Raw genomic sequence first — 20,790 nt, 5'->3', positions numbered from 1 at the left:
GGTGAGACCCCGCAGGCTAGCCGAGGAGGCTCATCGCACGCCCCACTAAAAAGCGAGCATCCTGGTGTGGAAATCCACGAATTACTTTTTTCAATAGCAACAAAGTTTACAAAAATAGCAAAAAATTCAAGTACATCAAGCTTATGATGTACTTGGATTTTTATGAATAAAGTGATTCGTACTTTAAAGAATCATCTTTTGTAAAGAATTTTCGATAAGATAATAAAGTAGAGACAAATACACTAATTGCAATCGAACCAATTAAAATACATTCGATTAATAGTTGATATTTAATTGCAAATAATGGACTGATTCCAGCAAAGATCATTCCAGTCATAGAACCAGGTAGTGTAACAATTCCAACTGTTTTAGCGCGATCTATTGATGGAATAAGTGCTGCTTTTATCGAATTTTTTATGACATTGTTTGAAGCTTGTTTTGTTGTTGCCCCTAAACATAATGCCGCTTCTATTTGATTTTTGTTAGCTAATATTTCAGCTCTAAGTCTAGTTAAAGCTAGACTATTCGCATTCATTGCAGTGCTAATGATCATACTAGATATTGGTATAACGTATTGAGCTTTTAATGAAATACTATTTGCAACTAAAACAATTCCTAATGAGATTCCTACACCTAATAAAATACTAATAAATGAAATAAGAAATACTCCATCAATTTGTTGAGACCTTTTACTTGAGGTATACGCACCAAATAAGATCATACAAACAAGAATAACGACTACGATAAAAAAATGCTCTATTCGTAATACATAATCTAGCACATATCCCATTATCATTAATTGGATGACTGTACGAACTGATGATATTCCTATTTCTTTTTCAACACCCAGTTTTTGATAATATGATAGACCGATAGCAATTATAATTAATAAAAATGTTAAAGACACACCTTGGAAATGTAAATTCCCTTCCATCGTTTCACCTACTTTTATGCAATTGTTGAGAGAAAACTTTTACCACTTTCAGTATTTGGATTTTTGAAAAAGTCTTCAGTAGTATTTACTTCCACTAGTTGCCCATTAATTAATAACCCTACTCGATCAGCAATTTGTTGAACCAAATCCATGTTATGTGTAACTAAAATGATGGTCATTTTTTCTTCTTCTTTTAATGATAAAAGGAGTTCTTGAATATGTACTGTTGATTGTGGGTCTAATGCAGAAGTAATTTCATCACATAATAATATCCTTGGTTTCATAGCGATTGATCTAGCAATTGATACTCTTTGCTGCTGGCCAACTGACAGTGAAGCTGCATTTCTCTCGAGTAAGTCTGTTTCAAGACCTACTTTGTTTAGTAGTTTTATTGCTAAACGTTTTGCTTCCTCTTTCTCATAATTGCTATATAAATTGATGCCAAATAATATATTATCTTGCACGCTTCCTTCAAATAACGAAGGGGTTTGTAAAATCATTACAGCATTTTTACGTAGATTTTGAGGAGTCATGGAGTGGATCGACTGTCCATTTAAATTAATCTCACCATGGCTAATGGCTTGAAGTCGATTAAAGGTGCGGAGTAAAGTAGTTTTCCCAGCTCCAGATGTACCAATTAAACAAAATATTTCACTTTCATTTGTATTAAACGTTATTTCCTTCAGTATTTTCTCACCATGGATCTCTACACTTATATTTTGTATTGAAAGAGTCATAGTCAACCTCTCCTTACTAAATGAAAGGTGTCCTAAAGATAAGGACACCTTAACAATTATATTATTTTTCGGCCTCGCCCATGTGGGATACATAGTGGTGTACCAAACAATGGATCTTTTACAATATCACAATTCATGCAAAACACGTCGCATATAAGATCTTGATTAATGATTTCTTCCGGGTCACCTTCAGCATATACTTCACCATTCGAAATCGCTACTATATTATGTGCATAACGACACGCTAAATTAATATCATGAAGTACCATAACAATTGTACGTTGTTCTCTTTCATTTAATTCATAAAGTAAATCTAAAATTTCAATCTGATGAGTTAAATCAAGATAAGTTGTCGGCTCATCTAATAATATCGTATCTGTATCTTGTGCTAAAGTCATAGCAATCCAAGCACGTTGACGTTGACCTCCAGAAAGTGAGTCGACTAGTTGATCCTTTAACTCATACATATTTGTCATTTCCAATGCATGATTTACTTTCTCTTCATCTTCTTTCGACCATTGTTTTAACCAAGTTTGATACGGATATCTACCCTGTTTTACTAATTGAAAAACGGTTAATCCTTCAGGTGCAATTGGGCTTTGAGGTAAGATTGATAGATTACGTGCAATTTCTTTTGTAGGACGTTTACTAATTTCTTTACCATCTAATAAAATAGTACCACTTTTTGGTTGTAGTAATCGTGCAAGTGATCGAAGTAGTGTAGATTTACCACAACCATTTGCCCCAATCAATACTGTAATCTTTCCTTTAGGAACATTAAAGTCCAATTCATTGATAATCGTTTTATCATCATACGATAACGTTAATTTATCCGTTTTAATTGCATTTATTGACATCGAATCACCTTTTTCCCGTTTTAAATAATAAAAATATAAAATATGGTGCGCCAATTACTGCTGTAAATACTCCTGCAGGGATCTGGACTGGTAGAAACACTGTTCTTCCAATTGTATCTGCTACCAATACCATTATCGCTCCAATTGCACCTGATACAGGTATCAATGCGCCATATGAAGCACCTACTATTTTTCTAGCAATATGCGGTGCAATTAATCCAACAAAACCAAGAGCTCCTGCAAATGAAACGGCACCTGCAACTAATGCCGTACTAATAAATAACAAAATCATTCTATTTTTTTCAACCTTTACACCTAAACTTGTAGAGACATCATCTCCCAGCTGTTGCGTATTTAAATGTCTTATAAATAATAGAGCTAATCCTGTAAATAATATTGTCCAAAAAAGAATAATTTTTACTTGTTCCCAATTTGCTCCATATACACTACCTGTTAACCACATATTTGCTTCAGTTGCTCTAAATATAGGTCCAATTAACATAAAGAATGATGTTGTAGCTTGGGCAAGTGCAGAAAATCCAACACCAACTAAAACTAATCGTAATGGTTTCAATTCTCCGTCCTTATACGCAAATGCGTAAACAAATAGTAAACTAATGATTGCACCTAAAAATGCTGCTAAAGGTAACCATTTAATACTAACTGTTAAAGAATTCGTCCGATCATCACTAAAAATTGCTAAAAATAGGACAACAGCTGCTCCAGCACCTCCAGATAATCCTAAAATATCAGGTGAAGCAAGAGGGTTTCTTACTAATCCTTGAAGAATTGAACCAGCAATTGCTAGTGATAACCCTGCTATCATAGCAACAATTATCCTTGGCATCCTAAAAGCTTCAATAAATAATTTATCTATTTGTGATCCTTCTCCAATTATGACTGATAATACATGTGGAATAGAGATATATCGATCACCTAATGTTAAACTAACTAAAAATGAACCAAACATCAGCATCAAAGTGATTAATAAAACGAACATAGAACGTTTATGTAAAAGTAATGAGAAAAATTTGTTACGTATTTTGAACATGTTCATTTTACCGTACCGCCTTTTCTCGCTAAATAAATAAAGAATGGTGCGCCAATCACCGCTGTCATAATACCAACAGGCGTTTCTTCTGGCATGATTAAATAACGAGCACCAATATCAGCTAATAGAAGTAAAATTGCTCCGAATAATCCGCATAATGGAATCATCCATCGGTAATCGTTTTTTACAAAAACTCTAACAATTTGAGGTACGATAATACCAACTAACCCGATTGGACCAGCTACACTGACTGCACCTCCGGCCAATACGATAACTAGGAATACTAAGATTCCTTTTAGTAATGCTGTGTTTTGACCTAATGCTTTTGATAAATCCTCACCTAGCATAAATGTATTAATTTTACCTCCTAATGCAAGAGAAATCACCCAAGCAAAAACGATATAAGGTAAAACCATTACTAAAGAATCAAGAGATCGGCCTTGTACCGAGCCAGCTAACCAGAAAAGGACTTGTTCTAATGCAACTTCATTTGTTACAAGAAGACCTTGTGTAATAGAACTAAACATCGCTGCTATCGAGACACCTGCTAAAGTTATTTTTAAAGGAGTAGCTCCATCCTTACCTAAAGAGCTCAAACCAAAAACGAATAATGATGATAATGCTGCGCCTAAAAAAGCTAGCCAAATCGTGGCTGTTACCGAATGCAAATTAAAAAATGTAATACTTAATACGATTAACATGGATGCTCCAGCATTAATCCCTAGTACACTCGGTGACGCTAATGGATTTTTAGTTAAAACTTGCATAAATAAACCAGCAATCGCAAGACTCGCACCCACTACTGAAGCGATTATTGCCCTTGGAAAACGAACATTTTGAATAACTAATTGTTCATTTGACCCATTAAACTGCGTAAAGGAATGTATTAAATTTTTAAAACTAGTATCAGTATAACCTAGTAATATACTAGAAAAAAAACTGGCTATTAATATTAAAATACAGGCTACTAACAAGACAATCCTTGATCTACGATGAATAAGCATTTTCTATCTCCTATATATCTATTCTATTCATTAAGTCTAAATGATAAATATTATCAAGTCAATGAGAACCATTTTCAATATATTGTTGACATCTTGTAATCTACTACTCTATAATACGACTTATTGATTACAATGAAAATGATTATCAACTAGAAAAGGGGACAAACTTATGAAAAAATTAAAATTTTCTTCACTTATTACTCTTTTAATCGCAGTAGTAATGGTATTAGGTGCATGTGGATCAAAAAAGGAAACATCTGGCAAGGAAAGTAATAAATCGAATACAATTACAATCGAGCATGCAATGGGAACAACTAAAGTTCCTTCAAATCCAAAGAGAGTAGTAATCTTAACAAACGAAGGTACTGAAGCACTATTGGCTTTAGGTGTTAAACCGGTTGGTGCTGTTCAATCTTGGACTGGCAACCCTTGGTATGATCATATTTCTAAAGATATGAAAGGTGTTAAATCTGTTGGATTAGAAAGTGAAGTAAGTCTTGAAACAATCGCAGGATTAAAGCCCGACCTTATTATAGGTAATAAGATGCGACAAGAAAAAGTTTATGAGCAATTAAGTGCGATTGCCCCGACTGTATATGCAGAAACTCTACGTGGAGACTGGCAGGAGAACTTCAAATTTTATGCAAAGGTTTTAAATAAAGAAGAACAAGGAAATAAAGTTTTAGCTGACTATTCAAAACGAGTTGATGAAGTGAAGGCTTCATTAGGTGATAAAGTAAATCAAGAAGTTTCAATGGTACGTTTTATGGGAGCTGATGTTCGAATTTATCACTTAGATACTTTTTCAGGTGTTATTTTTAAACAATTAGGATTCAAGCGTCCAGAATCACAAAATGTTAACGACTTTGCAGAAAAAGGTTTAACAAAAGAAAGAATTCCAGCAATGGATGGTGATTACCTATTCTACTTTACATTCGATGACGGTAAAGAATCTGGTTCACAAAATGAAAAAGAATTTACAGAAGATCCATTATTTAAAAAATTAAATGCATCTAAAAACGGTCATGTATATAAAGTTAGTGATACTATATGGAACACAGCTGGTGGGATCAAAGCTGCTTACATAATGTTAGATGAGATTGAAGAGATTTTCTCAAAATAACATACAATAAAAATAGGTTTACCTTTATGTCAGTTTTGACAATCAAGGTAAACCTATTTTATTTATTTAAAAAAGAATGGGGGCGATAGTTAGTTTGAAAGCTTTGTTAAGTACTGTTGTTTTAATTCAATTGCTTGTTTTAAATTCTCTTGAATAGATTGTAATTCAGTAATAGCCACATCATAGTCTTTATTTTTCATTTGACCTCTGAATGTTTCCCATTTACTTTTACGATCCTCCCAAAGCTTTTTAACAGCAACTGAGTAAGCTTTGTGATCGTTCTTCACAGTTGTAAGTTTAGCTTTTAATTCAGTTAACGCGATCTTCTTTTCTTCCTTACTTTTTCCTTTTGTAGAATGAATTGTTTTTAATTCTTGTTGAAATGAATTTAATTTTTGCTTATAAGCCGAACTAATTTGAGTATTTAATTGGGCTTTTTGTGCTCTCAATGATTTAATTTGAGTCTGAAGATCCTTTAATTGTTGCGGTTTTTTAACCTTAGCTTGTGTTTCTACTTTTACTGAACTTGATGGTTTAATTTCATCTGCATGTACAGACGAAACACCTAATGACATAGCAAAAATAAAAGGAATGATTACTCTTTTTTTCATCTTAAAACCTCCAGATTGTTTAAAAACGTCTCTCTCAAATGGCAGTTCTCTTTTAAAACTTCAAGATGAAGTTCTTGTTGAAAAACAATACAGCACTTACTGTTGTTAATGCGATAAAAGTAAAAAAGATATACGTCGAACACGATCCATTTGAAAGGAAAATAAGAAAAGAAATAACAAATTCATCGTTAGTCTTTATTAGTTAGTTGATCAATTTGATGGTTAACTCTTTTCGTATGCTACTTTTTTCTTATTCTATAAACAATCTTACTGTACTTATGTCACATTTAAGTAACACCAATCTATATTTCTTGTTAACTATGGTTTATTTAGAAGATAATTTTTCCAAAAATGCTTTATTGTTTTCAATTGTTTCAATTAAATTTTGTCTTATGAGCTTTAATGTTTTATATGCACCATGTAGGTTGTCATTAGCTTTTTGCTTTTTATATTTTTCCCAAAGCTTTTTCCGAGCAGCTTTTAGATTATTATTTTTAGTAATAGCTTCTTTGTATATATCTATTTCTTTTTGGATCTTATTTAATTTGGATTGCTTATTCAGACTATCGCTCGTCTCTAAATCCTTCAGTTGAGTTACTAGTTTCTTCTTTTTCTTTGGATATAATATATCTATTTGATCGTTTAAGTTTTCTTTTTCTTTATTTAAGCTCTTCACTTCTGACTGTAAATTTTTCAGTTTTTTAGCGATATTTATATTGCTTTCACTACCAGTAACTGTCGCAGCTTCACCTGGTGATGAAATAAACAGTATGCACCACATAGATATAAATAGAATTAAACAATTCATTAACTTGCGCATATCATTTCACCTCGAACATTATTTTAGTTCACTTGGAAATCCATCATCATCGTTTTCAAAATCTAAATTATCAATCTCCTCAAGCATTTCACCTAGTTGCTCTTCAAATGTCGCTTGTTCTGAACCTTTCTTATCTACTGTTTGTTTATTCTCCTCTGTTGTTGAATGTTTTGAAGTACCTGGAGACTTTTGTTCAAAATTTTTATGAATTGAACATCCACTTAGTACAAAGAGCAAAATTAATGGAATAATAAACTTTTTCATTTCGTTCCTCCGTAGTTTCTTACCCATATTTTTACGGACTTCACTTATGTATTAATCATCCTGTAACTTCAAGTCAGTAATTACATCTTATTTTTATGTTTTGGTAATACAAGCCAAAACGTTACTCCATCATTCTCGTTCTGTACGCCAATTTTAGCATTTATCATGATAGATAATTCTTTGACAATACTTAAACCTAATCCTACATTTCCTTTTTCTCTATTTCTAGCTGTATCTGATCTATAAAAACTTTCCCAAATCACATCAATCTCGTTTTCTCGTATGCGTTTTCCACTATTATAGACAGATACTTTGTATTCAACTACATTCTCTGAAATTGTAATCTGAATTTGCCTCTCACCATTTACATGAGTTAAAGCATTATTAATGTAATTATTAATGATGTGTGTAACTTTTAACCGATCTGTATCGACCGTTGCTGCATCATTTGAGTTTTCTACAAATTGAAAATTGATTTGATTGTCATTAAATTGTGGAGTATATAGTCTTATTATTTCATTTACTAATTTATTTAAATTAACTTCCTCTAAATAAACTTCTACTTTACTATTTTGTAATTTTGAAAGATTAAGTAAATCGAAGACCATTTTTTCCATTTTATTTGCTTCATCCATAATAATATCTAAATACTCCTGCTTCTCTTCCTCTGTTTGATAAATTCCTACCTGTAATCCTTCTGTATAACTTTGAATGATTGTTATTGGTGTTTTTAACTCATGAGAAACATTGGATATAAATGTACGCCTCTTTTTTTCAAATTGCACTTTTTCCTCAAGCTCATTTGATAAATTTATATTTTTGATATTAAGCTTTTCAATAAAATTAGATAGTATTCTACTTAATTCATTCATTGAATAACCTAATTGACCTAGTTCGTCTCGTCTACTTTGTTTCCATTTTCTTGTAAAAGATAAACTTGTCATCTCTTTAGCCATCTTATTTATTTCTAATATTGGATTCGTAAATGATCTTGCAAAAATTAGTCCAATAACAGTACCGACACACAAAAGCGCTAAACCTATGTATATCAGAAAGTAATTATAAATCGCTACACTCTCATTGATCGCAGTAATCGGTGTTCTGATTATTAGAATTTTATTTCGATCTAGTTTACTGCCGACTAAGAGAAATTCTAAATCAATACTTTTTAAGTTCGTTTTTGTTACATAAAAACTTTGATTTTTTAAGGCATGTTTTAATCGGCTCATCCCATTTTCAGATACATTTGGTTTTGCATTTTTTATCTGCTCTTTATCTAGCAAACTTAGCTTTAGCTTACTATCTCCTTTTAATGTACTATATAGTGTTAATCCATTATTAGATACAATTTCAATAGAAAACCCATGAGATTTTTCTAAATTATCCACATATGAAATGAGATTGTCTTTATCATATTGTTGATATAACTCTTGTACTTTTTGACTACTATTCTTTATCGTAATCGTCTTTTGGTGAATATAAAAGGTTTCTAAAAAGAATAGATTAATAAGTAGACCGATACTAACTAAACTAATAATTAATAATATAAATGTAAGCAACAGCTTTGAGCGTATTGATTTCATTTATATTACCTCAAATCGATACCCGACTCCACGAACTGTATGGATATAAGAAGAGCATGTACCTAATTTAACTCGTAGTCTATTAATATGAGTATCTAAAGTTCGATCTTCTCCATAATATTCATAACCCCAAACAGCTGATAAAATTTGCTCCCTCTCTAATGCTAATTTCTGGTTTTTTATAAAATAAAATAATAAATCAAATTCCTTTTGAGTTAGCACAACTGGTTTACCTTCTATAAATAACTTTCTCGCACTAAAATCAATTTCAATATCTTTTGCTTTGTAAATCGTATGATTCGTTCTACTTACGTCTGATTCTACTCTTTTTAACAATGCTTTCATTCGTGCTATTAAGATAAGTGGCTTTACAGGCTTAGTAATGTACTCATCCGCTCCGACCTGAAAACCATATAACTCATCATATTCTTCGCTTTTTGCTGTTATCATGATAATTGGTATACTCGATTGTTTTCTAATTTCTTTACATACTTCCCAACCATCTATTTTAGGCATCATTACATCCAAAAGTATTAATTTAAATTCATCTTTATATGTATTAAATAAATTAAGTGCTTCTTCTCCATCTTCTGCTTCTAATACTTCAAATGACTCCCTCTTTAAAAAATCTACAAGTACTCTTCGAATACGCTGTTCATCATCACAGAGTAATATTTTAGCCACCGTGTATTTCCCCCAATAAAGCTTTATAATTATCTATTAATAATTATAGATTGACTGTTTACTAAATGAAAGAAAATTCAATAATTTACAATAATTTCCGCACTCATTCTTTCAAAACTAAAATAAAAAAGACAGATACCAATCTATCTGTCCCCGTTAATTTAGTTGTTCATTATATTTGTACAATTTCATTTGATAGAACTAACATCATATGTTCTTGATCCCAATATTTATCGTTGAATTTTAAACTATTAGGTGTTTTCGCAAATGTTTTAAATCCTATTTTTTCGTATAACTTTTTTGCGGAATTATTTCCCTCTACAACATTCAATATCATTTGTTCAAGGCCTAAGCTTTTTCCCAAATGAATGACTTCTTCAATTAGTTTATAACCTGCCCCAATTCTACGAGCAGTTGTAGAAACATATACAGACTCTATGATTCCTTTATGTTCTGATTTTACTTTTTCGAAAGTTTTCAACGTTGCAATTCCAATTAACTCACCTTGATCGGAAAATGCACCAAATGTGTAATTTTTATCTTTATCTAAAATTTCTGCTTTGTATTCAATAGGGTCATCTTGTTCAAGTATATCATCCATTGTGGTACTAAAAACTTCTGGATTTTCTTTTAAACCTTCTAGACGAAACTTAAGATAGATTTCTGCATCTTCCTTAGTTAATAAGCGTATTTTCATTTCTATCTCCTCCGTAATTGTTGCACTGTTCATTCTAACTAATCGGAGAAAGGATTTCAACGCTTTCAATGTTATCGAAATAGTGCGAAACCACTGTCATCTATTTGTAAAAATCGTACAAAAACGCTTATATATCAATACTTTCTATCCAATAAAAAAACAATTCCATACTCCGGCTGTTACAGAATTGTTAGGTTTGTCATACTCTTTTGTTATAGGAAATCCATAAAATCTCTGTTAAGATCCACTATTTATTAAATAAACTCTCTCAGGTCTACCAATGGTTCCATATGCTAAATCTGCTACTACTTTTCCTTCCGAAACTAAATACTCTAAATATCTTCTTGCAGTTGTTCGGCTGACACCAATTTCATGACTTACATGCTCAGCAGTCATTCCATTTTTTTCCTCTTTAATCGAAATTAAAACTTTTTCTAATGTCAATTTATCTATTCCTTTAGGGTACTGACTTGGCTCTTCCATCATAGTGATGTTTTTTCCGATTAAACCATCAATATCAGTTTGAGTTATGTATACACTTTTTGACTGTAGGCTTTTAATTTTCTTTGAATAGTTTGCATATCGAATTAATGACTTTTTAAATCTGTCAAAAATTACAGGTTTAATAATAAAATCAAATACCCCATAATTTATAGCTTGATTAACTGAATCAATTTCCTTTGACGCGGTAATCATAATGACATCTGCCATGATTGAATTTTCTTTTATCCACTTTAAAAAATCTAAGCCGTTCATATCTGGAAAATATACATCTAATATAACTAATTGTGGTTTAACTATTTCAAATAGATCTACAGCTTCTTGGTAATTGGTAGCTATTCCAATTACACTAAATCCATCTATTCTTTCGATAAAACGTTGATGGATCTCAGCAATTCTACTATCATCTTCAACTATTAATACTTCTACTAAATTCGTTTTCATAGCTTTTGTTACTCTCCTTTTGATGTTTTGGAATGGCAACTGTAAAGGTTGTTCCTCCATGTTCATTTGAATGAAAAGTAATTTGACCATCTAGTTTATTGAGTAAACGTTGAACGAGGTGTAGTCCAATACCTGAATTTTTATTTTGTTTTTTTGTAGTAACACCATATAGAAAAATGTTTTCTATCAATTCATCAGGAATACCATTCGCATTATCTTCAATCTCGATGATTAAATCTTTACCTAAATCTGTAAGAAATAGCGAAACTAACTTTTCAGGTTTATTCGTTTCAATTACTGCTTCAAATGCATTATTTAATAGATTCCCAATAATCGTAATTAAATCTTCTCGATTAATTTCTTTAGGTACGTTTGCAAAGCTACTATTAAAATCTACATTAAAATCTACTTTCAACTCATTTGCTAGACTAATCTTTCCAAGTAAAAGTCCTGCAACAATTGGATCAGAAATCTCTTCCATAATAAATTGAATAATATTTTGAGTTATATGTGACTCTTTTGAAATTAATTCAATTGCCTCTTGATAAGACTCAAGTTGAATTAACCCCGAAATCGTATGTAATTTATTGGAGTATTCATGTGACTGAGCTCGAAGCCCCTCTGAGTACGCTTTTATTTGTGACAATTCATTTAGTATTTTATTCAATTCCGATTTTTCCCTAAAAGATGTAACCGCTCCTACTATTGTGGAGTCTACTCCGGCAATTGGAATGCAATTTATAATCACTACTTTTTCATTTATTAGAAATTCTAAATCGTATATTGGTTCTCCTGTTTCAACCACTTTTTTCAAGTGAGAATTATGTAATATATCTTCAATTTTCAAACCTCTAAGCTTAATATTATTTGGAATCGAAAGTACTTTATGAGCATTTTCATTAACAACTGTAATTTCTCCATACTCATCGAATGCGATAATCCCTTCATGAATTGATTCTAAAATAGCATGCTTTTCTTGATACATTCTGCCTATTTCTTTAGGTTCCAACCCGAATATGGATTTTTTAATATTAAATGAGATTAGAAAAGCAGCAGCAATTCCTATTCCTAAAATGATCAAGCTATTAATCAATAATTTTTTATGAAACTTACTAGCTTCATCCTCAATATCTTTTAATAAATAGCCGACAGAAACAACGCCAATTACATCGCCATTCTTATCGATAATCGGAGATTTCCCTCTTAGCGAAGGTCCTAATGTACCAGTAGATTCAGAAATTATTTCTTTCCCCTTAAATACTTTTTCATTATCCCCCCCAACCATCTTCTCACCAATCATTTTTGGATTTGGATGCGAATAACGAATTTCATTTTTATTTCCTACTACAATAAATTCGGCTCCAACATTTTTTCGGATACTTTCTACAATCGGCTGAATAATCACAGTAGGATTTCCACTTGAAAATGCATTTCGAATTTCCGGCATATTTGCTACTGTTTCAGAGATTGCTAAAGCTTTTAATCCTTTTTCGTGCTTAAGATTTCTTTGTAACATTTCTTGAGATACTAATTCAAAAACACCACTAATAATTAAGATAAGAATTGAAATAAAGATGATTAGTTTATAATGTAAGCGCATAAAATTTCTCCTTATATTTTTATAATAATCAAAAAACTCCTTTTATTAAAGGAGTTTTCCAAGAAAATTATGCTTCAATATTAACAATTACATTTTTTCCTTTTAATTTGATAAGGATTGGGATGATAATCCATAACGCTCCAACTATTAAAAAACCTAATGAAATTGGGTGAGTAACGAATATACTGAAATCACCATTTGATACAGTTAATGCTCTTCTTAAATTATTTTCAATCATCGGACCTAATACGATTCCAAGTACTAAAGGGGCAATTGGATAATCGTTTTTTGATAAAAAGTATCCAAATACTCCACATGCTATCAATAAGAATAAATCATTGACTGATACTTGTACCGCATATACCCCGAAGATTGAAATTGCTACGATTAATGGTAATAAATACTTCTTAGGTGTCTGTATTATTTTTGCAAAAACCTTTACTAAAGGCATATTTAAAATAATGAGCATGACATTTCCAATAAACATACTAGCAATGAGTCCCCATGCAACATCAGGATGTTCATCAAATAAAAGTGGCCCTGGTTGAATGTTATACATCATTAATGCGCCCATTAAAATGGCAGTTGTCCCTGAACTTGGAATTCCTAATGTTAATAATGGAATCATCGCTCCACCAGATGCTGCATTGTTTGCCGATTCAGGAGATGCAACCCCAGCAATCACACCTGTTCCAAATTTTTCTGGCGTTTTACTAATTTTCTTTTCTAATATATAAGCAAAAAATGATGCTAAAATTGCGCCGGCTCCAGGTAAAAGCCCTATAAAAAAACCTAATACTGATCCCCTTGCAATAGGTGCTACACTTTCTTTCAATTCCTCTTTGGATGGTAGTAAGTTATTGATACTGGCCATTTCTCCATCTTCTACTTCATTTTCAATGATTGTCTTGAATACTTCTCCTAGTGCAAATAATCCTACAGCAATTGTTAAAAATTCTAGGCCTTGATATAACCAAGGAATATCATAAGTAAAACGAGCAACACCGGAAACCGAATCAATTCCAATTGTGGCAAGTAGTAGACCTATTATTGTCATAATTAGAGCTTTTGTTACTGATTTTCCTGCTAATCCACTAACTGCACATAATCCAAGAAGCATTAATGAAAAATATTCGGCGGGTCCAAATTTGATTGCTAATGCTGATAAAGGTTTAGCTAAAATGATTAAAGCAATTAATGTAAAGATTCCGGCAACAAAGGAACCAATTGCTGAAATTGATAGTGCACTTCCAGCTCTACCTTTTTTGGCCATTTGATATCCATCTAATGTGGTAACAACAGATGATGATTCTCCAGGTGTATTTAATAAAATTGATGTTGTTGAACCACCATACATAGCACCATAATAAACACCTGCTAGCAATATAATTGCACTTCCTGCTGCTTGTTCAGGTCCTAAAAAGCTAGTTACTGAAGCTGTAACGGGTATTAAAAGTGCTACACCACTCATCGGTCCAATACCAGGTAAAACCCCTACTGCTGTTCCAATTAAGACCCCTGCAAAAGCAAATAATATATTGTACCAAGTAAGTGCAGTTTCAAATCCCTGTATTAAATAATTTACTGTACTCAACTAGAAACTCTCCCTTCACGTTCCTTAAAACCAAATTGACCATCCAGGTAATGTACCTTTTAACACATCGACAAATACAAAATAAATAATGAATGAGTAGCCCAGAGAGATCGAAATTGATTTTATCCAATTTCCACGTTCCATCGTTTGAAAGCAAACAATAAGGAACAAGAATGAACTAATAATAAAGCCAATCTTTTCTAGCAATAACGCATAAAGAATTGTTGAAATTAAGACAATAAAAAACTGCTTATAGTTAAATTGGATTGACTCCGACTCTTTTTCTTTATATTTAAAAGTCTCGTAAAATAATCGGCAGCTAAGTACACAGAGTATACAGCCTAGTATAAAAGGAAAAACATTTGGTCCAACTACACTTCCATATGCTGTGGAGGAGATATTCCGACTTTCTATCATAAACGTAATTCCAGTTATTAGAAAAATGATCGCTACGATTCGATCAAACCTTTTATTCATGTGTCTCACCTCTTAATGTTTAGTTTAGTAAAGAAAAGAAGGAGTAATTTACTCCTCCTTTAATACATTATTTTTTCATACCAAGTGCTTCTAATAAGTCTTGAACTTGTGTTTCTTGTTCGGCCAAGAATTTTTTAAAGTCCTCGCCATTTTTATATTCTGGCTGCCAGCCTTGTTTTTCTACTTCAGATTTCCACTCATCAGTATTAACTAAATCAGAAACTGTTTTTTCCCAATAAGCGTATGCGTCTTTAGACATTTTTTCTGGACCAAATATTCCACGCCAAATAATGAACTCTGCGTCAATACCTTGTTCTTTAACCGTTGGAAATTTTGAAAGGATATCGCCTTGTAATCGCTCAGGTGAAGTGACTGCTAAAACCTTTACCTTGCCCGATTTTACAAACTCAAGCGTACTAGAAATGTCTGTTGAAATAACATCAGCATTATTACCTAATAAAGCAGTAATGGCTTCTGATCCGCCATCATATGAAACGTATTTAATTTTAGTAGGATCAATTCCATATTTGTAAGCTGGTAAAATACCAATTAAATGATCCATTGAACCTGGTGCAGAACCACCAGCTAATGTAATATCTTTAGGATTTTTCTTTATATCATCTAAAAGTGATTTTAAGTCGTTATATTTTGAATCTGCTTTAACAACAATTGCACCATAATCTTTTGTTAATTGTGCTAAAGGTGTAGAGTTTTTATAGCCATATGGACTATTACCTTCTTTTTTCAAGTTATTAATAATGATTGGTGGAGAGTTTACGAACAATTTCTCATTGTTTGCTTTGTCTTGTGTAGCGTACTCAGCCATAAATACCGTACCGCCACCACCTGGTTTATTCTCAACTGTCATCGGTTGATCAACAAGTTTTATTTCACTTAATATTTTTGCAAATGATCTAGCAGTTAAATCCCAACCACCACCCGCTCCAGATGGTGCAACGATCGAAATAGCTTTATCAGGATATGATGATTTATTATCTTTACCGTTTGTTTTATTTCCGCTAGTACATGCAGCTAGACTAACGGCTAACACAGAAGTCATTACCAATAAACTAGTTTTTTTAAGTTTCATTTTACTTCCTCCTCTTTTGTAAACGCTTTCTAATAATTGAATTATAGTTTAAAAATTCTGAAATATATGATTATGAACGTAAAAGACTTAAGACCCATTAAAATCATTTTGTTCATAAAAACCACACAAAAAATACGAGTTGAAATCAACTCGTAATCTTTCGTTCTCTTATTATTTATAAATCCATAATGCACCTGCAGAAATATTTTTTGTTTCATCATTTAAGATGTTTAAAATCTCCAAATTCCGCTAATATAACTAATACTCTACCTAGTGTTGCTAATTAAAAAATACTAAGTTAACATTTAGTATAATTTTATAATTACATTCTGAAAAAACTTATTAATCCGACAAAGTGTTTATTAATAAGTTTAAACCGACAGATTTAAGAGGGATTTCATATGAATTCGAAAATCGATAAAAACTTCTTTTCTAAACCAACATTACTACTTGCCCAAGATCTGCTTGGATGTTATTTAGTTCATGAGACTAATGAGGGGATACTTTCTGGAATTATAACGGAAACAGAAGCTTATATTGGTCCAGGAGATCGTGCTGCACATAGTTTTAAAAATCGCCGAACGAAGCGAACTGAAATCATGTTTCATGAACCTGGCTTAATTTACACCTATCAAATGCATACACATACATTGATAAATATCGTAAGTGGTGAAATTGATTCTCCTGAGGCAGTCCTAATACGAGCCCTCGAACCAATCGAAGGAATTGAAAAAATGATCGAATTAAGAAAAAGTCAACCTGTTTCAAATCTAACGAATGGGCCAGGTAAATTAACAAAAGCGTTAAACATTACTATGGAGTCATATGGTAGACCCATTTGGCAACCCCCCGTTTACATAACTGAAGGGATTAAACCTGCTAATATAAGTAGTGGTCCAAGGATTGGTATAGATAATACCGGTGAAGCAAAAGACTATCCTTGGCGTTTCTGGATTACGGATAATCAATTTATTTCAAAAAAATAAAGAAGACTCCAACCACATCGAGCCTTCTTTTTTAATGCTATTTTCTAAAATCATACATTTGATAAAAAACTTGATTGAATCGGAAGGTGCGAAGTCTCCCGTGGGAGTAGTGGGACAGCTGAGACTCATGCAAGTTGTCAAAAAGGTAGGCATGCTAATACCACGACGTACTGTCGTAACACATGCATGGCCCACATCGTGTGGGCACAGGAGGCTAAAGCAGCCTACCCCACGGAAAGCGAGCATCCTGGAGTGGAAATTAACTAAAATCCTACTATTATTTCATTCCTTAAATCCAGTTACTGCATTATATATTTGCTCTTCAAGCTGCAATCGGTATTCTTTTGTTAGATAGTTACTCCAACCTAATCTCTTCTCCATATATTGAATGACCTGTTCTTTATATTTATACACAGTAGATATTTGAAAAAATAAATATCCTGTCCTTCTAACAAAAAAATCTACAGGCTTAACAATCATTTCATTTTGAATGCCATACTCTAATTGTAGAAAAAGGGATAATGGTAAATTATGTGTATTATTTCGATTACTGAGTGCAATATTTAGTAATTGTTCTATATTTGAACCGTATATTCTACTTAATCTTTCATACTCTCTTTCATTTAATCCTACTGCCACACCAACTGATTCAAAACGTTTTCGATAATAATTGAATCCTTTTGACCCCTCAACATCTCCTCCGGAAATTGGTAAACTTCTAGTTTGGCAATCTTTATATGTTTTATTTGATTCGTTAGAAATGCTATTTGATATCAGATTTACAACTGTCTCTGACATTTTACGATAACCAGTTAATTTACCTCCAGCGATCGTAATCAAGCCTGAATTTGATTCCCAAATCTCATCCTTACGAGAGATTTCTGATGGGTCTTTTCCTCTTTCATGGATTAGTGGTCGAATTCCTGCCCAGCTCGATTCGATATCTTCTTCGGTTAATTTAACAGAAGGAAACATATAATCAATGCATTTAAGGATATATTGTCTATCTGCTAAATTTACTTTTGGGTTATCAGTCTCTTTATCAAAAAATGTATCCGTAGTACCTACATACGTCTTTCCATCTCTTGGAATAGCAAATACCATCCTGCCATCTTCGGTATCAAAATAAACAGCTTGATTCAAAGGGAATTTTTCATGATCGATTACTAAATGAACTCCTTTGGTTAAACTAAGGTTTTTGTCACTTTCACTCTGATCCCTACCTCTTAAATGATCCACCCAAGGTCCGGTAGCATTGACGACTTTCTTCGCTCGAATCGTAAATGGCACCCTTGTAATCATATCGATGACCTTTACACCGATTATTTTGTTTTGATCATATAAAAAATCTGTAACTTGAACATAATTTAATGCTCTTGCTCCATTCTCTACAGCCTTTTTAATCACCTCAATTGTTAATCTTGAATCATCTGTCCGATATTCTACGTAATATCCACCACCTTTTAATCCTTCCGTTTTTATTAATGGTTCTTTTTGAATTGTTTCCTTTCGATTTAGAATCTTTCTTCTTTCATTTTTCTTTACACCGGCTAAGAAGTCGTACAGTCTTAGACCAAATGAAGTACTAAGTTTTCCAAATGAGCCTCCTTTATAGATTGGGAGTAACATCCATTCAGGTGTTGTCACGTGAGGACCATTTTCGAAAACAATGGCACGTTCTCTTCCAACTTCAGCGACCATACTAATTTCAAATTGTTTCAAATAACGCAACCCACCATGAACTAGTTTTGTTGAACGACTAGAAGTTCCAGAAGCGAAATCTTGCATTTCCACAAGCGCTGTACTCATTCCCCTTGTTACAGCGTCGAGTGCAATTCCACAGCCAGTGATTCCTCCACCAATTATGAGAACTTCGTATTCTTCATCAATTAATTTGTTTTTAATGTTCCTTCTATTTAAACTTGAAAATTGTTCATTCATTTTAAAACTACCTCACTTTAACAATTATTCTCGTTTTCAAGAGGAAAACAAAAAGAGACCGATACAAGCACAAATGCATATTTGGCAATGTGGTGTATGGTCTAAAAAAATTATTACTGTAAACACTATTTGAAAGCTAAAGTTGCATTAATAGCTTTTTTCCATCCATTATATAAATTATTACTTAATTCATCTGACATTGATTGTACAAAACAATGATCTTTTTGCCATTGCTTAGCAATTTCCTCTTGATTGTTCCAAAACCCAACTGCTAAGCCTGCTAAGTATGCTGCTCCTAATGCAGTTGTTTCATTTATAATTGGCCTCTCTACTGGTACTTTTAAAATATCACTTTGAAATTGCATTAAAAAATTATTTGTAACTGCCCCACCGTCAACTCGTAAAGTTTTTAATGAAATGTTAGCATCAGCTTCCATTGCAGTTAAAACATCTTTTGTTTGATAAGCCAACGCTTCTAGAGTTGCACGAATAAAATGCTCTTTCGAAGTACCTCTTGTTAAACCGAAGACAGCACCACGAACTTCACTATCCCAATAAGGTGTACCTAGTCCCACGAATGCTGGAACTACATATACGCCATCAGTAGAAGTAACTCTCATAGCGTACTTTTCACTGTCCTTTGCATTCTTAATAATTCTTAGGCCGTCACGTAACCATTGAATAGCTGAACCAGCTACAAAAATACTACCTTCTAAAGCATATTCAACTTTTCCATTTATCCCCCAAGCAATTGTCGTTAATAATCCATGGTTTGATTTAACCGCTTGTTCACTAGTATTCATTAACATGAAACAACCAGTTCCGTAAGTATTTTTTGCCATCCCTTTTTCAAAACAAGCCTGACCAAATAATGCCGCTTGTTGATCACCAGCTATTCCTGCAATTGGGACTTCACTTCCAAAGAAATGATAGTTGGCAGTGTTAGCGTAAATTTCTGAAGATGGACGTACATTCGGAAGCATGCACTCTGGTACATCTAGCATTTTAAGCAATTCAGCATCCCATTTTAATTCATGAATGTTATACATCATTGTTCTCGATGCGTTTGAATAGTCAGTTACATGAGCCTTACCACCGGATAACTTCCAAACTAACCAAGTATCAATCGTACCGAACAATAAATCCCCTGCAAAAGCTCTTTCCTTTGCTCCTTCAACGTGATCAAGTATCCATTTTACTTTTGTTCCTGAGAAATATGCATCAATTAATAGACCTGTTTTATCTCGAACAATCGCTTCGTATCCATTTCTTTTCAACTCTTCACAAATATCAGCTGTTTGCCTAGATTGCCAAACAATTGCATTATAAATAGGAATACCTGTATGTTTATCCCAAATTACCGTTGTTTCACGTTGATTTGTTATTCCAATACCACTTATTTGTTCATGGCTAATATTTGCTTCTACAAGGCAAGTTGCAATAACGGCAAGGATCGAACCCCAAATCTCATTTGCATTATGCTCGACCCAACCAGGCTTTGGAAAATATTGAGTAAATTCTTTTTGAGCAGTATGTACAATCTTCCCTTGCTTATCAAATAAAATTGCTCTTGAACTTGTCGTCCCTTGATCAAGTGATAAAATATATTTTTCCATATCAACTATACCCCTTACTCATCTTCTATCTATTTTACTTTATTAATTTCGGTTTATGTTTTTAGTAGGTTGTTTTCGTAAACTTTGTTGCTAGTAAACATGACGAATTGTAGATTTCCACTACAGAATGATCGCTTTCCGCTCCAGTCATCTTCTTTACTTACAGTTTGCTTTAA

The 20,790-nt window shown here is 32.7% G+C and carries 20 protein-coding genes; 2 read left to right on the top strand and 18 right to left on the bottom strand.

Translation table 11 applies throughout. The features are described from left to right. Positions 1 to 160: 160 nt before the first annotated feature. From B7R65_RS08090 to B7R65_RS08070, 5 genes are read right to left on the bottom strand one after another with little or no spacing between them, the layout of a single operon-like run. Positions 161 to 934: an ABC transporter permease gene (locus tag B7R65_RS08090; protein WP_088042261.1), complete on the bottom strand. Its 774-nt coding sequence runs from the start codon at positions 932 to 934 to the stop codon at positions 161 to 163. Between the two features lie 14 nt (positions 935 to 948). After that, a complete protein-coding gene (locus tag B7R65_RS08085; protein ID WP_179194810.1) occupies positions 949 to 1,671 on the bottom strand; it encodes a phosphate ABC transporter ATP-binding protein in 723 nt (240 codons plus the stop codon). A gap of 56 nt (positions 1,672 to 1,727) precedes the next feature. Next, on the bottom strand, positions 1,728 to 2,522 hold the full coding sequence (locus B7R65_RS08080; RefSeq protein ID WP_088042671.1) for an ABC transporter ATP-binding protein: 795 nt from the start codon (positions 2,520 to 2,522) through the stop codon (positions 1,728 to 1,730). A 10-nt stretch (positions 2,523 to 2,532) separates the two neighbouring features. Continuing rightward, the gene (locus B7R65_RS08075; protein WP_142288219.1) at positions 2,533 to 3,585 is read right to left on the bottom strand and encodes a FecCD family ABC transporter permease; all 1,053 of its coding nucleotides are present in this window, start codon (positions 3,583 to 3,585) and stop codon (positions 2,533 to 2,535) included. Beyond that, the gene (locus B7R65_RS08070; RefSeq protein ID WP_088042259.1) at positions 3,582 to 4,583 is read right to left on the bottom strand and encodes a FecCD family ABC transporter permease; all 1,002 of its coding nucleotides are present in this window, start codon (positions 4,581 to 4,583) and stop codon (positions 3,582 to 3,584) included. The genes B7R65_RS08075 and B7R65_RS08070 overlap by 4 nt, the downstream gene beginning before the upstream one ends. A gap of 169 nt (positions 4,584 to 4,752) precedes the next feature. Between B7R65_RS08070 and B7R65_RS08065 the strand changes: the two genes are divergently transcribed. After that, complete coding sequence (locus B7R65_RS08065) at positions 4,753 to 5,706, top strand: ABC transporter substrate-binding protein (RefSeq protein WP_088042258.1); 954 nt, start codon at positions 4,753 to 4,755, stop codon at positions 5,704 to 5,706. 89 nt (positions 5,707 to 5,795) lie between these two features. Here the strand turns inward: B7R65_RS08065 and B7R65_RS08060 are convergent, their stop codons facing one another. The 11 genes from B7R65_RS08060 to B7R65_RS08010 all read right to left on the bottom strand — a co-directional run bounded on the left by B7R65_RS08060 (position 5,796) and on the right by B7R65_RS08010 (position 16,071). Then, positions 5,796 to 6,317 carry a hypothetical protein gene (locus B7R65_RS08060; RefSeq protein WP_088042257.1) on the bottom strand — a complete coding sequence of 174 codons (522 nt, stop codon included), beginning with the start codon at positions 6,315 to 6,317 and terminating at the stop codon, positions 5,796 to 5,798. A gap of 325 nt (positions 6,318 to 6,642) precedes the next feature. Further along, complete coding sequence (locus B7R65_RS08055) at positions 6,643 to 7,137, bottom strand: hypothetical protein (RefSeq protein WP_088042256.1); 495 nt, start codon at positions 7,135 to 7,137, stop codon at positions 6,643 to 6,645. 18 nt (positions 7,138 to 7,155) lie between these two features. After that, complete coding sequence (locus B7R65_RS08050) at positions 7,156 to 7,401, bottom strand: membrane lipoprotein lipid attachment site-containing protein (protein WP_088042255.1); 246 nt, start codon at positions 7,399 to 7,401, stop codon at positions 7,156 to 7,158. An 80-nt stretch (positions 7,402 to 7,481) separates the two neighbouring features. Next, on the bottom strand, positions 7,482 to 8,984 hold the full coding sequence (locus B7R65_RS08045) for a sensor histidine kinase (RefSeq protein ID WP_088042254.1): 1,503 nt from the start codon (positions 8,982 to 8,984) through the stop codon (positions 7,482 to 7,484). Further along, positions 8,985 to 9,668 carry a response regulator transcription factor gene (locus B7R65_RS08040; RefSeq protein WP_088042253.1) on the bottom strand — a complete coding sequence of 228 codons (684 nt, stop codon included), beginning with the start codon at positions 9,666 to 9,668 and terminating at the stop codon, positions 8,985 to 8,987. A 172-nt stretch (positions 9,669 to 9,840) separates the two neighbouring features. Beyond that, positions 9,841 to 10,365, bottom strand: a complete 525-nt coding sequence (locus tag B7R65_RS08035; RefSeq protein WP_088042252.1) for a GNAT family N-acetyltransferase — start codon at positions 10,363 to 10,365, stop codon at positions 9,841 to 9,843. Positions 10,366 to 10,602: 237 nt separating this feature from the next. Further along, positions 10,603 to 11,310 carry a response regulator gene (locus B7R65_RS08030; protein ID WP_088042251.1) on the bottom strand — a complete coding sequence of 236 codons (708 nt, stop codon included), beginning with the start codon at positions 11,308 to 11,310 and terminating at the stop codon, positions 10,603 to 10,605. Next, positions 11,276 to 12,910, bottom strand: a complete 1,635-nt coding sequence (locus B7R65_RS08025; protein ID WP_088042250.1) for an ATP-binding protein — start codon at positions 12,908 to 12,910, stop codon at positions 11,276 to 11,278. The genes B7R65_RS08030 and B7R65_RS08025 overlap by 35 nt, the downstream gene beginning before the upstream one ends. A gap of 67 nt (positions 12,911 to 12,977) precedes the next feature. Beyond that, a complete protein-coding gene (locus tag B7R65_RS08020; RefSeq protein WP_088042249.1) occupies positions 12,978 to 14,504 on the bottom strand; it encodes a tripartite tricarboxylate transporter permease in 1,527 nt (508 codons plus the stop codon). 24 nt (positions 14,505 to 14,528) lie between these two features. Then, positions 14,529 to 14,981 (bottom strand): tripartite tricarboxylate transporter TctB family protein, encoded by a 453-nt coding sequence (locus B7R65_RS08015; protein WP_088042248.1) that lies wholly within the window; start codon positions 14,979 to 14,981, stop codon positions 14,529 to 14,531. Between the two features lie 67 nt (positions 14,982 to 15,048). Beyond that, on the bottom strand, positions 15,049 to 16,071 hold the full coding sequence (locus B7R65_RS08010) for a Bug family tripartite tricarboxylate transporter substrate binding protein (RefSeq protein WP_088042247.1): 1,023 nt from the start codon (positions 16,069 to 16,071) through the stop codon (positions 15,049 to 15,051). A gap of 401 nt (positions 16,072 to 16,472) precedes the next feature. Here B7R65_RS08010 and B7R65_RS08005 point away from each other — a divergent pair, with 401 nt between their 5' ends. After that, entirely contained in the window at positions 16,473 to 17,057 is a 585-nt protein-coding gene (locus B7R65_RS08005; RefSeq protein ID WP_088042246.1) for a DNA-3-methyladenine glycosylase, read from the top strand. Positions 17,058 to 17,339: 282 nt separating this feature from the next. Here the strand turns inward: B7R65_RS08005 and B7R65_RS08000 are convergent, their stop codons facing one another. Next, positions 17,340 to 18,998: a glycerol-3-phosphate dehydrogenase/oxidase gene (locus B7R65_RS08000; RefSeq protein WP_088042245.1), complete on the bottom strand. Its 1,659-nt coding sequence runs from the start codon at positions 18,996 to 18,998 to the stop codon at positions 17,340 to 17,342. Positions 18,999 to 19,123: 125 nt separating this feature from the next. Further along, on the bottom strand, positions 19,124 to 20,614 hold the full coding sequence (glpK, locus tag B7R65_RS07995) for a glycerol kinase GlpK (RefSeq protein ID WP_088042244.1): 1,491 nt from the start codon (positions 20,612 to 20,614) through the stop codon (positions 19,124 to 19,126). Positions 20,615 to 20,790: the final 176 nt, after the last annotated feature.

Source organism: Bacillus sp. EAC (assembly GCF_002156875.1).
Lineage (GTDB): Bacteria > Bacillota > Bacilli > Bacillales > Bacillaceae_G > Gottfriedia.
This window is presented reverse-complemented; position numbering and strand designations above follow the sequence as displayed.